The sequence below is a fragment of the Pseudoalteromonas sp. BSi20652 genome (assembly GCF_000239855.1).
Classification (GTDB): domain Bacteria; phylum Pseudomonadota; class Gammaproteobacteria; order Enterobacterales; family Alteromonadaceae; genus Pseudoalteromonas.
The window spans coordinates 1-13,359 of record NZ_BADT01000059.1; the positions used below are offsets into that span (position 1 = coordinate 1).

The 13,359-nt window shown below is 38.5% G+C and carries 11 protein-coding genes, 1 other RNA gene and 1 pseudogene; 5 read left to right on the forward strand and 8 right to left on the reverse strand.

Going from position 1 to position 13,359, the window contains the following annotated elements; all coding sequences use genetic code 11:
• Positions 1–3: 3 nt before the first annotated feature.
• Genes dolP through P20652_RS12930 form a run of 4 tightly spaced genes read right to left on the reverse strand, consistent with a single transcriptional unit; the run spans position 4 to position 3,462 of the window.
• Positions 4–570: a division/outer membrane stress-associated lipid-binding lipoprotein gene (dolP, locus tag P20652_RS12945; RefSeq protein ID WP_008167069.1), complete on the reverse strand. Its 567-nt coding sequence runs from the start codon at positions 568–570 to the stop codon at positions 4–6.
• Complete coding sequence (locus P20652_RS12940) at positions 563–1,156, reverse strand: SIS domain-containing protein (protein ID WP_008167071.1); 594 nt, start codon at positions 1,154–1,156, stop codon at positions 563–565. Before P20652_RS12940 ends, dolP begins: the two co-directional genes overlap by 8 nt.
• Before the next feature lie 32 nt (positions 1,157–1,188).
• Positions 1,189–1,560 carry a YraN family protein gene (locus P20652_RS12935; protein WP_008167073.1) on the reverse strand — a complete coding sequence of 124 codons (372 nt, stop codon included), beginning with the start codon at positions 1,558–1,560 and terminating at the stop codon, positions 1,189–1,191.
• Between the two features lie 24 nt (positions 1,561–1,584).
• Positions 1,585–3,462: a penicillin-binding protein activator gene (locus P20652_RS12930; protein WP_008167075.1), complete on the reverse strand. Its 1,878-nt coding sequence runs from the start codon at positions 3,460–3,462 to the stop codon at positions 1,585–1,587.
• A gap of 61 nt (positions 3,463–3,523) precedes the next feature.
• On the opposite strand from P20652_RS12930, the gene rsmI reads away from it, so the two are divergent.
• Positions 3,524–4,381 carry a 16S rRNA (cytidine(1402)-2'-O)-methyltransferase gene (rsmI, locus tag P20652_RS12925; RefSeq protein WP_008167077.1) on the forward strand — a complete coding sequence of 286 codons (858 nt, stop codon included), beginning with the start codon at positions 3,524–3,526 and terminating at the stop codon, positions 4,379–4,381.
• A 42-nt stretch (positions 4,382–4,423) separates the two neighbouring features.
• Positions 4,424–4,800: RNase P RNA component class A (rnpB, locus tag P20652_RS19475), an RNA gene on the forward strand.
• A gap of 76 nt (positions 4,801–4,876) precedes the next feature.
• On the opposite strand, the gene P20652_RS12920 is transcribed toward rnpB, so the two are convergent.
• Positions 4,877–5,953, reverse strand: a complete 1,077-nt coding sequence (locus tag P20652_RS12920; RefSeq protein ID WP_008167078.1) for a mechanosensitive ion channel family protein — start codon at positions 5,951–5,953, stop codon at positions 4,877–4,879.
• 118 nt (positions 5,954–6,071) lie between these two features.
• Between P20652_RS12920 and P20652_RS12915 the strand changes: the two genes are divergently transcribed.
• Complete coding sequence (locus P20652_RS12915; RefSeq protein WP_008167080.1) at positions 6,072–7,025, forward strand: YihY/virulence factor BrkB family protein; 954 nt, start codon at positions 6,072–6,074, stop codon at positions 7,023–7,025.
• Here the strand turns inward: P20652_RS12915 and P20652_RS12910 are convergent.
• Together P20652_RS12910 and P20652_RS17670 are read right to left on the reverse strand one after the other, a co-directional pair.
• Entirely contained in the window at positions 7,022–7,900 is an 879-nt protein-coding gene (locus P20652_RS12910) for a LysR family transcriptional regulator (protein WP_008167082.1), read from the reverse strand. The two genes, P20652_RS12915 and P20652_RS12910, sit on opposite strands and share 4 nt — an antisense overlap.
• A 91-nt stretch (positions 7,901–7,991) precedes the next feature.
• A pseudogene (locus tag P20652_RS17670) lies at positions 7,992–11,022 on the reverse strand (EAL domain-containing protein).
• A 249-nt stretch (positions 11,023–11,271) separates the two neighbouring features.
• On the opposite strand from P20652_RS17670, the gene P20652_RS12905 reads away from it, so the two are divergent.
• Entirely contained in the window at positions 11,272–12,114 is an 843-nt protein-coding gene (locus P20652_RS12905) for a pirin family protein (RefSeq protein WP_008167088.1), read from the forward strand.
• 21 nt (positions 12,115–12,135) lie between these two features.
• Positions 12,136–13,110 carry a glutathione S-transferase family protein gene (locus tag P20652_RS12900; RefSeq protein ID WP_008167090.1) on the forward strand — a complete coding sequence of 325 codons (975 nt, stop codon included), beginning with the start codon at positions 12,136–12,138 and terminating at the stop codon, positions 13,108–13,110.
• Positions 13,111–13,113: 3 nt separating this feature from the next.
• On the opposite strand, the gene P20652_RS12895 is transcribed toward P20652_RS12900, so the two are convergent.
• Positions 13,114–13,356 carry a hypothetical protein gene (locus tag P20652_RS12895; RefSeq protein WP_008167092.1) on the reverse strand — a complete coding sequence of 81 codons (243 nt, stop codon included), beginning with the start codon at positions 13,354–13,356 and terminating at the stop codon, positions 13,114–13,116.
• Between the last annotated feature and the right edge of the window lie 3 nt (positions 13,357–13,359).

The window sequence follows — 13,359 nt, forward strand, 5'->3', positions numbered from 1 at the left end:
ACTTTACATATATTCAAACACTTTAATTACTCGCTCAACACCAGATACATTGCGTGCAATGCTTACCGCTTGGTTTGATTCAGATTCAGATACTAGGCCCATTAAAAACACTTCAGCGTTTTCTGTAACGACTTTAATGTTATTACTACTAATGTTTTTAGTTGTTAATAGCTGTGTTTTTACTTTAGAAGTAAGCCATGAATCGTGAGTTTGTGTTGTAATGCCTATATTTGACCCAATACGAATTTGGTTGTGTACTTTTCTAATGCCTAAAACGCCCTCAATCGTATGCTGCGCTTCGTTTTTTAATTCTTCACTTGGTACTTGGCCAACTAACAACACAATGCCATTAACGCTTACAACGTTAATGTTAGTGAACTTTTCAAGACGTTCAGCTTCGCTAAGAGCTATGCTGGCTTTTATTTCAATATTATTATCATCAATTTGGGAACCGATAGTACGACGATCGTTTGCAGCGGTTACTGCACTTGCAGTACCAGCTACAACAGCGGCTGCGCAGCCTTGCAGTAATACAACAGCACCTAAAACAATTAGGGAACGTTTAAACATAATTTTCATCCTGCGGGAAAAGTGTTAAATCTACCAGTTCGCTTAAACAGTGTAAGTTAACTAAATGGGATTCGATAATGCGGCTTGGGCGCTTGGATGGGGATCTAATTTCAACATCATTAGGACCAAGCAGACCAACTAATTCACCTCCATCATCACCCACCATTACGATGACTTTCATATCCTTAGTTAGTGCTGCTTCAACGGCAGAAATAACATGTTTTTCGTTACCGTTAATAGCCAGTGCTAGCAGTAAATCACCTTGCTGGGCAAAAGCGCGAACTTGGCGAGCAAATGTATCCTGGTCGTCAACGTGAGTACTTTGTCCAAGATTTACGTTTTCTTGCGATAGGGCAATTGCCGGTAAGCAAGGGCGTTCGGTTTCATAATGGTTAACCAATACACCCGCCATATGTTGAGCTAGCATATGGCAATTTGGAGTACCGCAGCATATGAGTTTATTTCCGTTAATTAAACTTTGTGCAATAGTAAATGCAGCGGACTCGAGCGCGCTCGGTAATACTTCACCAGCTGCGATTTGAACTTGAATGCTCTCTGTAAAAATTTCTTTAATAGTGTCTTGCATAACCTACCAATAATTTATCTTTGTATTTGAGATTAAAATACATTTTTAAGCCAATTAATATTAGGAGGGGCTTCTCCTGTAATGGCTACATAATCAATTCTTAGTGCTTGGTTTGTTAAATTTTTAGCTGCTAAGTAGTGATAAATACTACGCTTTAATCGCGCTTGTTTTTGTGGACTAAGTGCATAGTTAGCGCCACCACGAGCCTTGTTTTTACGAAATTTAACCTCAACAAATACAAGAGTATTGCCTTCTTTCATAATGACATCAAGCTCACCAAAGGGGCAGTAATAATTACGTTCAATAGGCGTTAACCCTTGAGTAACTAAGTATTTTTGTGCTTCAAGCTCATAATACTGACCTTTTTCACGACTATTTTGCCACAGCTCCTTAAACCACGACATGTCGCCCCCTTAACTTAATTAAGTCTAATTTATAGTTTGTATATTGCTCGCTGATTGCATAAACAGTGGCACCGGGCGCTGCGATTTTAATTGCACAGGTTTAATTAGACGGTTTGTGTATTGTGCCCAATCAAGCGTACGTTCAATATGACCATTACTATTTACGGACAGTTTTCCACTCAAACCACTAAATTGATTGTCAAGACTTACACTTAACTGCCTAATATCGTGTAAAACCGATACTGCATCATATGACATAGCAAATAACCGTTGGCTTATGTCAGCTTGGTCAGGCCACAGACTATTATATTGTTTACGTAAACCTTGATGTTCTACTTGTGAGCCGAGCATCCACGGTAATTCAGTGAAGTATAGGCCATTTAAATCACCTTTGTCTGTACTATCAATTTGTTTACTATGGCTTTTAGAGCTGGCATAAAGAGGGATACGATTAGCAAAGGTACTCACGTTTACATCAAGGTAAGGCTTAATTAAACGTGTTTCTATTGCATCACCTAAAATATAAATAACGTCTATATCACTACGAGAACGCGTTTCGTTCTCTACTTCTTGCCTAAATAATGCTTCTATCGTTTTTATGCGTTGTTTAGATTTGTCGACCTCCAATAAACTCGTGATCGTGTCTGGCATATCTTTCTTATCGTTGTAAAAGCCAGTTTGTGGTTTTGTTTCGCTATAACGCTGCCATTGCATATTAAAGTAATCAACAAGGCGTTGTCCGTTAGCATTGTTAGGTGCAAGTAGCATTGGTTTTTGATAACCCATTGCTAAAAAGTGCTCTAAGGCTTGTTCTACTTCGTGCTCAGGGTTAAGTGCAAAGAAGTAGTGTTGTAATGAAATACGGTCACCATCAAATGTGTTCAAATGTAAAACGGGAGTATCTATTAATGTTTTAGCATTAGCGAGTTTGTCTATATTCGCTTTTAACAATGGGCCAATTATAAAGTCTGGCTTTATTTGTTCAAGTTGTGATGCAATTTCTTCAGTAGTCAGATTTTCATCAATAAAAATAGCTTCGTTAATATTTTGCTTATCAAGAGCCGCTAATGCACCTGCCTTAAGGGCATCACCTAAGCGCTCGTTTGGACCTGATTGAGGAAATAATACAACTAAACGCTCAATGTTTACAGGTGCAAGCTCGGTAAATATTTCATCTTTTTTAGGAAGAATTGCCCCTGCTGGATGTCCTACGTATCGACGGCGCCAATTATTAATTGCTTGATCTAACTCAACACCGCTGCCGGCATAAACTTGATGATATAAACCAAGGTTAACCCAACCTTGTTGAATAACTGTTCCGCGATTAAAGCGCTCGAGTGCATAAGATGAAAGTTGCGTTAAATTACTCCACAAATTTTGGTTAAGTTGGGGGATCTCAATATTATTTTTAGCCGCGGTTTCAGAAGCCCTAAAAAAATAAGGCGCTGCTTTTTTTGGAAAATTCTGTGATGCATAAATACTAGCTGTTAAAAACTGATGCCATGCAAAATGTTCAGGTTGAGTAAGTTGTCCATCTAATGATTGTAAAATAACTAATGCTTGGTCATTTTTGTTTTGTTGCTTTTGTGCAAACGCAATATAAAGGCGGTTTTGAATTTGATCAACACTTGCCGTCATCTCAAGTTCACTGCCTATTTGCTCTAATAGTGACCAGTTTTTTTCTGTTATAGCTGCATCTCGTGCACTATACAATAACTGTATTTTGTCGGCACCTTGGCGATTTTGAGCTAATAAATAAATAGATTCTGCACTGGTTGCTAGGTTTTTTAATGTATTAGCGCTATTACTGAAGTTATCGCTGTTTTTAGTTGGTTTTTCGGTTGTGCTGCACGCCGATAACCCTGACAATATAATTAATAGACTAACTAGTTTAAGTCGCACAATGATTTCCCAATACGTTAACGCGATTTGCTTATATTACTGACTGACGCAGGAGACCTCAATGTTAAATGAGGAGAATTCAAAGAAAATTGGCACTCTTTACATTGTAGCCACCCCAATTGGCAATTATGACGACTTAAGTCAGCGTGCAATCGCTACATTATCGCAAGTTGACTTAATAGCTGCTGAAGACACTCGCCATACCGGCAAGCTACTTAGCCACTTTGGTATTAAGGCAAAAACGTTTGCATTACACGACCACAACGAAAAGCAAAAAGCACAACAAATTATTGATCAACTTAATCAAGGTTTAAATATTGCTTTAGTATCTGACGCTGGTACGCCGCTAATAAGTGATCCAGGCTACGCTGTTGTAAACCTGTGTCGCGAACAAGGCGCTCATGTTACACCTGTTCCAGGTGCATGTGCTGCAATTACAGCGGTATGCTGTTCAGGTTTACCAACCGACCGCTTTCAGTTTATTGGTTTTACGCCAGCTAAAAGTAAAGCTCGCCAAGACTTTTTTACCGAAGCTGTTAACTCAGGTATTACCAGCATAATGTACGAAAGTACGCACCGTATTATGGCAAGCCTTGATGATTTAGCACTAGCCCTTGGTGATGAGCAACACGTTGTGTTTGCTAAAGAGCTAACCAAAACCTTTGAAACATTTTTTAATGGTAGTGTAAGTGAGCTTAAACAGTTTTTAACTGATGATCCTACCAAGCAGCGCGGCGAAATAGTGCTTATGCTTGCGGGCAAACCAAAGCAAATAGACGATGTTCCGCCAGAAGCGCGCAAAATGCTGGCACTTCTTGAGAGTGAAATGCCAATGAAAAAAGCCTGTGGTGTGGTTGCAGAATACTTTGGAATGAAGAAAAACGCTTTATACAAAACAATTATTGAAGAAAAAGAGTAAATCTTACTGCGCTTGGCGTTAGCCTCATGTATACTGCGCGCCGAGTCAGCCAAGATGATCGCTGCCTGTGACGAAAATGATCAGGGGGAGGAAAGTCCGGGCTCCATAGGGCAGAGTGCCAGCTAACGGCTGGGGGGCGTGAGCCCACGACAAGTGCAGCAGAGAGGAGACCGCCAACCTAGGTTGGTAAGGGTGAAAGGGTGCGGTAAGAGCGCACCGGGCCGCTAGTAATAGTCGGTTGCAAGGTAAACTCCACTCGGAGCAAGACCAAATAGGGTTCTATCATTTTAAATAATGAACGCGTGGCCCACGTGAGAACCGGGTAGGTTGCTTGAGCCATAGAGCGATTTATGGCCTAGACGAATGATTATCACTTTCTTCGGAAAGGACAAAACCCGGCTTATACGGCTGACTCACTCATTCAATAAAAAGCCCGCAGTTAACGCTGCGGGCTTTTTTGTGTTTAAATTTCAGTTAAATAGAATTTAAGCATTATTAAATAATATTTTTCCCTTGTTCAGGATCGCGTGACTGTTCTGCTTGTTCACGTATTTCATCGGTGTCGCTGCTTACATCATTTAGTGTTTGAGTTTGTGCTTGAGTTTCGCTGTTCTTATTATCGGTATGAGGTTGTTTTAGCTCAGAACTAGCAAGCTCACTTTGGGCCGTATTCAGTATAATTCGTTCTCTAGCATCGTCAGGCATACTTATATTTTGGTTTGTAAATTCGTTTACTAATTCTCGCATTAACTGTGAACTTACTTTCAATGAGCTGTGCAGTTCACCATTCACCCAAAAATATAAAATAAAGTTAATAGTAGATGAGCCTAAGTTTTTAATTAACACTTGTGCAGGTGGATCGTTTAGAACAGCCGCTTGCTGATTCACAATTTTAAGGGCGAGGGTTTGTGCGCTGCGTATATCGTTATCATAGCCAATACCAATTTCTACTTTGCCGCGCATTTTTGGATTGGCAGTCAGGTTTTTAATGGTATTTTTATATACCGTCGCATTGGGTATTTGAATATGATTGCCATCGTAATCAACAAGCGTGGTTGCCCGTGCGGTGACTTTTTTAACAATACCTAATCGGCCATCTACTTCAATTACATCGTCGATTTTAAAAGGTCTTTGTACACTTAATAATAAACTGGCGATGAAGTTTTCTGCTATGTCTCTAAAAGCAAAGCCGAGTATTAAACCGATTAACCCAGTCCCACTCATAATAGCAACCGCAAACTGAGTAAGTCCTGCTAAACGTAAAAATAAATATACCCCAAATAAAATTATTAGGGTGCTTATACTGCGCCTTATAACGAGGTGAACAAGCTTGCTGTCGGTCATATAATCAATAGGTTTGATTAGTAACCGAGAAAGGGGTCCTGAAATCAAGTAGCTCAGTACCAAAAGTACTACGCCGAGTAAAAGGGTGGGTAATATTTGCGCTGTTGTGTGAAGTAACTGCACGCTTTGCTCGTAAAAGAAATTCCATGAAAGTGTGTTGGGTCTGATTACTTCGGTTGTGGACGGTGTAATATTTTGCGCTATATCGCTTTGTAAGGTACCAAGCATGGCTTATCTTCCGTGTTAGACATTTATAGATGAATACTAGCAAATTTAATACCAAACATTTTATTTAACTTGGCAAAATTTTTGCTTTATTAATGTAATACAACTTTTGGGGTTTAGAATGAAAGAAGCTAAGCGAGGGCAGCAAGCCACACAACCTGTAAGTATTCCTGCAGTAGGTTGGTGGGATATAGGAAAACGTATTTTCAAGCAAATGGGAGAAGACAATTTATCGCTTGTTGCTGCAGGCGTGGCATTTTATGCCTTACTTGCTATTTTTCCAGCAATTGCTGCATTGGTGTCTGTTTATGCTTATTTTGCATCACCTACTGATATCAATGAGCATCTGGGTCAATTTGTTACGCTTTTACCTGACAGTACGCGAGATCTTATTTTATCTCAAATCTCAAGCCTAGCTCAAAGTTCTAACGCCAGTTTAAGTATGAGTGCTTTGGGGACGTTAGTGTTAACTATTTGGAGTAGTTCAAAAGGTAGCCAAGCGTTAATTACAGCATGCAATATTAGCTATCGTGAATATGAAAAGCGTTCTTTTTTTCAAGCTCAATTAGTTCGATTTTTGTTTTCTGTAGGCGCCATCGTAGTGTCTATTTTTGCTTTATTAATTATTGGTATTTTACCGATTGTTCTAAATTTAGTGGGTTTACAAGAAAAAGTTGATTTACTTATAAAGCTTATTTCGTGGCCATTACTCGCTTTCACCTTTAATTTTGCATTGGTACTTTTATATCGGTATGCGCCCCATCGTAAACCAGCTAAATGGCGCTGGATCACAATGGGATCATCTATTGCAACTGTGCTCTGGATTGTGGCTTCGCTTGGTTTTTCATTTTATGTATCGCACTTTTCAAGCTATAACGAAACGTATGGCTCACTTGGCGGCGTAGTTATCATGCTTATGTGGCTTTATATAAGTGCTTATATTGTTATTTTAGGCGCTTCCACTAATGCGGCAACAGAGCAGCAAACAGCCGTTGATAGCACAATCGGTCCATCGAAAAAAAGAGGTAATAGAGGCGCTTACGTTGCTGATCATCTTGATGTAAAAAACAATTAACTTGTTAAAGCGATTAGTTGCGCTTTAAATTCTTGTGCTGCAGGACCTAGCCTGTCTATGTCGTTACACATTAAATATAAATCAAGGATACGAGTTGTACCTTGTTCTAAATTAAGTGTTTTTAGTGTTTCATCTTCTATTAAATGGGATATTTGCATACTAGGAAGCCATGCATAACCCAAATTTTGGCTTACCATATCAATAGAGTTGCGTAAGTGGCTAACCGTCCAGCGCATGTCTGCACCAAGGCATCCTTCATTATGACTTGCGTAGGTTGATGAATCTCTAACGACTACTTGCCTGTGAAGTTTTAAGTCATGAAAATTTAATTGTTCTACTTGTTGATGAAGTGGGTGTGCTTTGTGCGCTACGGCAACAAATTCAACATTACAAAGCTTGGTGCAACTTATGCTATAGACAGGGATTGATGAAATAGCTAAATCAACAACGGCATTGTTTAATAATTCGTTTGCACCGGTTAATACGCTCTCTACTAAATCAATTTTTAATAGCGGATAAAGCTCACTCGTTTTAGCAAGCGCTTGGTATAAGATTGAATGTGGAAATACTTCATCAACTGCAATTTTTAATGTACTTTCAATACCTTCACTTAATGTACTTGCAACTGATTCGATCTTACTTGCTTCTTCAATTAAAAATTTTGCACGACGTAAAATGAGTCTACCGTTGTCGGTTAAAAATGCTTTACGACCTTTTACCTCAAGCAACTTAATTTGCAAGGCACCTTCGAGTTTTTGTACTGCATGGTGCACGGTTGACTGACTTTTATGCACTGCAGCACTAGCACCTGCAAATCCGCCATGCTCTACAACTGCTTTGAACATTCGCCATTGTTCTAATGTGGCTTTTGCCATTTCAAAATTCCGTCACTACTTTCTATCTGATTGCATTACTTGACCGCATCGATGCTGTTTTTATTGCATATACAGTATTAGTTTAGTTTTATTATTTAGAGAGAATCTCTTTTTTGCCAGCAACAAGTGCCATAAAATCCTTTTTATTTAGTGGCTTAGAAAATAAGTAACCTTGCCCATAATCACAACCGGCTTCACGTAATAGTTGAAGTTGTAACGTCGTTTCAATCCCCTCTGCAATGACTTTTAAACCCAGTTGGTGTGCCATTACTATTATGGCTTCACATAATACTAGTTCTTTGCTATCTGCTTGAATATTATCAACAAAGCGTTTATCTATTTTTAAATAATCAGTGTCCATCTCTTGTAAATAAGCAAGTGAAGAATAGCCCGTGCCAAAATCATCCAGCGCTAATTGCATACCTGACTGAACCAAGGTTTTAAGACGTGTTTGTGTTAACTCTTCGGGGTTAACCATCAAGCCTTCAGTTATTTCGGCAACAATAGATGAGGCGGGAAGCTTTGCTGCTTTTAGCATCGTGTACCAGTCATCGATGCCGCTGTTAGGTGTTGATAATTGAATAGGTGAGACGTTAACACTTATTTGAAAGTTATCATCGGTTATACGTTTAATATCATTGAGGGTTTGTATTGCTTGAGTAAATACAAATTGGCCAATTTTATTTATTTGTCTTGTTTCTTCAGCAAGCGGGATAAACACAATAGGGCTCATCAGTCCTCTTGTAGGATGTTGCCAACGAATAAGCCCTTCGGCTTTATGCATGTGCAGATCATTTAACGTAACGATGGGCTGATAAAACAGCTCAAATTGATCAAGTTCAATAGCACAACGTAAATCTTTTAAAAGGATCATGCGCGCTTGCGCTTGTTCACGCATATCTTGTGAAAAAAACTCAAAGCCATTACGTCCGTTATTTTTTACTTTGTACATAGCTTGATCGGCGGCTTTAAGAAGTTGCTCGGTATTTTCACCGTCATCAGGTGCACATGCAATGCCTAGGCTTGCACTAATAAATAACTCTTCGCTTTTAAGGTGTATTACAGACGATAAGCTAAGTAAAATGTTGGTGGCAATTTGGCTTATATGACGCGTACTTTTAATGTCGTTAAATACAATTACAAATTCATCGCCACCAATACGCGCTACAAAATCGGCATTTTTTGTTGCCTGCACAATACGTTGCGATACTTCTTTTAATAAATTGTCACCGTAATGATGTCCTAATGTATCGTTTATATCTTTAAAGTGATCAACATCTAACAGCATGACTACAAAGTGTTTTTGATTTTTTTTAAGTTCTTTAAACCGTTGGTTAAGACGCTCTTTAAGCTCTAAACGGTTAGGTAAATCGGTTAAGTGATCAAAATGTGCTTGTCGCCAAATAGTTCGATTGGCTTGGATCCTTTCAGTTAAGTCTGTAAAAATTGCAATTCTGCGTATAGGCTGTTTATTTTCATCGTAAACGGTGTCGATGATTAACCATTCGGTTAGTAACTCGCCATTTTTTTGCAATTAATTACTTCACCTTGCCAACGTCCGGTTGAATTAATAGATCCCCAAATTTGCTGATAGAACTCTTTTGTATGTTTATCAGAGGATAAAATATGAGTGGTGTTACCTGTTACTTCTTCTTTTGAGTATTGGGTTGTTTTACAAAACGCAGGGTTAACATCGTAAATAATACCGTTTGGATCGGTAATTGCCATGCTTTCCCTGCTATTGTTATACACAAGAGATGCTAAATGCAGGGCATTATCGTTAATTTTTCTTTGATTAATATCGCGAAGTAAAATTATGCACTCAGCTGTTTTTGCTAAGTGGTTAATACGCGCTTCAAAATAGACCTCGCCTTGTTGAGTGTTAACTTTAAACTCAAGAGTAAGTAAGTTTTTAAGTTTAGCTGCCTTAGCTAAAATGAGCTCTGAAATTTGTTTTGGCAATATTTCAAATAAGTTTTTTGGTTGTATGTTATCTGTAGCTAATAAAGGGCTTATAATGCCGCTAATTTTAAGTATTTCACCTTTTATATTTAGCTTAATATAGGTGTCAGGAAGCGCATTGAGTAATCCGGTTAATTCGTCATGTTTGCTTTTTAAATTTGCCTCTGCGTGTAAACGAGTTGCAGCCATGTTTTCAAAGCGGTTATATAAACTATATAGTTCTGGACTATTTGGTTTAATAGAGTGAGTAGGCATATTACCTTTTGCTAATATATCACTGGCTAGGGCAAGTTCAGCTATAGGTTTGAATATGCTATTACTAATCAATCGTTTACCAATTAAAGCAATAACAATAATTGCGCTAAAAAAAGCGAATATTGTTTTTATAAATTTTGCGTTAGCGTGATCAATAAATTCACCTGTCGATAATGTGATATAAATATCTAAATTATTATTGTGTAAATCTTTATAAATAACAGCTCGATGAAAAACCTTATTTACACCCTTGTCATCTTTAAATACAGTGAGTTTTTTTTCGCTATGTAAGAAGTTTTTATTGGTTATTTTTTTACCTAAATTACTTGGTGTGCTGGGGTAGTCTGCCAGTATTAATCCATTTGAATCTGCAATAATCGCATTAGCTCCCTTTGGTAATTTAGTTTCGTTTAATGCAATATTCCACCAATTGAGTGCAATAACGCTAACCAATACTCCTTTAAGCTGGTTACTTTCATCAATAATAGGGTAAGCAAAGTTTACGCTAGGCGCTTGTATGCTTCTATCATGTTGAAAATATCCTACGGAGAGACCATTACCACTGATGGCATTTTTAAAATATTGTCGGTCACTAATATTTACATTTTTTACGCGTCCATTAGTTACACATTTTAAATTTCCTTGGGTATCAACCACACCAATATTAGCAATGTTTTTATGTAACTCTTTAATATGAAAAAATATTCAGGGCATTTGGATGGTAGCTCTTGATTTTTGGCTATTTTTTTTGCTAAAAATTGAGTAAGCTGTTCAACTTCGTTAATCATTATTATTTGATGCTGAGTGAAGTGCTTAGCAATATTAACAACTCTTTCTTCACTTTTTTCAATGGCAGTATCGCGCTCAGCCCATAGCGCTATAAATGTTACAACAACACCTGGAATACTTATTAATATTAGCAAGCGGTAGAGCTGGCTTTTGAGGGATGAAGTGAAAATATACCGTCCTTTTATTTGAATTACGAAACATGATTGTAGTCAACAATTGCAAAAACAACCATAAATGTCCTGTGATTGTTTTATAACTACTCACTCTACAAACATAGTGTGCAAAGATGATTTAAACAGATAGTTGTTTTGTTTAATGAATGATTTAATAGCCTCATCAACTTATTCCTCAGAGTGAATTAAAAAATGAAAATATCAAAAATACTTACAGCTTATGCAACTCAAGATGGCGATGGCGTGAGCATTAGCCGCATACCTGGGTTTGATGGTAAATATTTAGATCCATTTTTAATGATTGATGAGCTTAAGTCAGACGACAAAAAAGATTATATGGGAGGCTTTCCTGAGCATCCGCACCGAGGTATTGAAACGTTTACTTATATTCTAAAAGGTGGCTTTGAACATCGAGACCAAATGGGTAACAAAGAAGCAATTAAAGCAGGTGATGTGCAATGGATGAGTACAGGGCGCGGCGTCATGCACAGTGAAATGCCACTCGCTGATGCTATAGATGGTCTGCATGGCTTTCAAATTTGGATCAATATGCCAAGCGCACAAAAAATGCGTGATTCACGTTATCAAGATACGACTAAAAATCCAGCCCCGAGTTTCACAAACACGCAAGGTGTGACGTTAAAAGCGCTTGCGGGATCGTGGCAGTTCGAAAGTGAAACGCTTTCAAGTCCTCTGCAAAGTTTAGCTGCTAATGCGGCGCTCGCTGATATTACATTACCTGCTGGTAAAAGCATTTATTTAGAGCCTTTTAGCCAACAAAAAGTAATGCTTTATATACATAGCGGCTCACTAATAATGAGCGACAATCAAACAATATCAGCGGGTAAGTTACTTATTTTAGAACCAGGCAGTGACATTAATATTAGCTCTGAGTACGGCGCTGGTGTTTTGGTTTTAGCAGGCGATCCACTTAATCAGCCGATTGCTCATATGGGACCGTTTGTAATGACGACGCAAGCTGAAGTACAGCAAGCAGTGCGTGATTATCAAAACGGCGAGTTTGGCAAAATTTAACGGTATTTTTAGGAGAGTTTTGTGGGATTATTAGTTAACGGCCAATGGCAAGATAAATGGTACGACACCGATTCAAGTAACGGTAAGTTTGAACGCGAAACGGCGCAGTTACGTCACTGGGTAACTGCAGATGGTAGCGCTGGAATAACGGGCGAGGCAGGTTTTAAAGCTCAAGCGAACAGGTATCATTTATATGTGTCACTTGCGTGTCCTTGGGCGCATCGAACGCTTATATTTAGAGCGTTAAAAGGGCTGCAAGATTTAATTACGGTGTCGGTTGTTAGCCCTGACATGCTTAATAGTGGTTGGGCTTTTGATACGCAAAACCACAGTACTGGCGATGCATTATTTAATAGTAATTACTTACATCAAGTGTATACAAAAAATAACCCTGAGTATTCTGGGCGAGTCACCGTTCCCGTATTGTGGGATAAAAAGCTCAATAAAATTGTTAGTAATGAGTCTGCCGATATTATACGTATGTTCAATAGTGCGTTTAATGAATTAACAGGTAATAACGATGATTACTATCCTGAGGCACTGCAACCAAAAATTGACGAATTAAATACACTGATTTATCCAAATATAAATAATGGTGTTTATCGTACGGGCTTTGCTACAACTCAAGATGCGTATGAAGAGGCGTTTAACGATGTATTTAAAGCACTCGATACAGTAGAGGGGATACTGAGCAAGCAGCGCTATTTAGCAGGTAATAGGCTCACCGAGGCAGATTGGCGATTATTCACCACTCTCATTCGGTTTGATAGTGTTTACATTGGCCATTTTAAGTGTAATTTACGCACAATTGAAAGCTACCCTGCACTTAGCGGATACCTCAGAGAGCTTTATCAAGTTAAAGGTGTGGCTGAAACAGTTGATTTTTATCATATTAAGCGTCATTACTACTTTAGTCACACAATGATCAACCCAACGCAAGTTGTGCCAAGGGGTCCAAGTATTGATTACTTATCTGATCATGGTAGAAATGTTTAACGTTTAAGCAAACAGCCTAACAAGCCAGCCGTATTTTCTTACCAAGCTGTTTTCGCCTTTCCCTGCTTGTAAAACTGCACCGGCTAAAAAGGCACTTGTTAGTCCCACTTTAGTTGCGGCAAAACGCTTTAGTCTGTATTGAAACGCTGCATGATGTTGGCGTTTTAACTCACTGCGCGTATCCATTTGCTTACTCAGAGTATCAACGTTTTTATTAGGTGCTTTAATTAAGTAGTTAACTAACATAGT

Coding starts and splice junctions, on each gene's coding strand:
- P20652_RS12905 (WP_008167088.1), top strand. CDS start 11,272: ATGAAAATATCAAAAATACTTACAGCTTATGCAACTCAAGATGGCGAT.
- P20652_RS12920 (WP_008167078.1), bottom strand. CDS start 5,953: ATGCTTGGTACCTTACAAAGCGATATAGCGCAAAATATTACACCGTCC.
- P20652_RS12895 (WP_008167092.1), bottom strand. CDS start 13,356: ATGTTAGTTAACTACTTAATTAAAGCACCTAATAAAAACGTTGATACT.
- rsmI (WP_008167077.1), top strand. CDS start 3,524: ATGTTAAATGAGGAGAATTCAAAGAAAATTGGCACTCTTTACATTGTA.
- P20652_RS12915 (WP_008167080.1), top strand. CDS start 6,072: ATGAAAGAAGCTAAGCGAGGGCAGCAAGCCACACAACCTGTAAGTATT.
- P20652_RS12935 (WP_008167073.1), bottom strand. CDS start 1,560: ATGTCGTGGTTTAAGGAGCTGTGGCAAAATAGTCGTGAAAAAGGTCAG.
- dolP (WP_008167069.1), bottom strand. CDS start 570: ATGTTTAAACGTTCCCTAATTGTTTTAGGTGCTGTTGTATTACTGCAA.
- P20652_RS12910 (WP_008167082.1), bottom strand. CDS start 7,900: ATGGCAAAAGCCACATTAGAACAATGGCGAATGTTCAAAGCAGTTGTA.
- P20652_RS12940 (WP_008167071.1), bottom strand. CDS start 1,156: ATGCAAGACACTATTAAAGAAATTTTTACAGAGAGCATTCAAGTTCAA.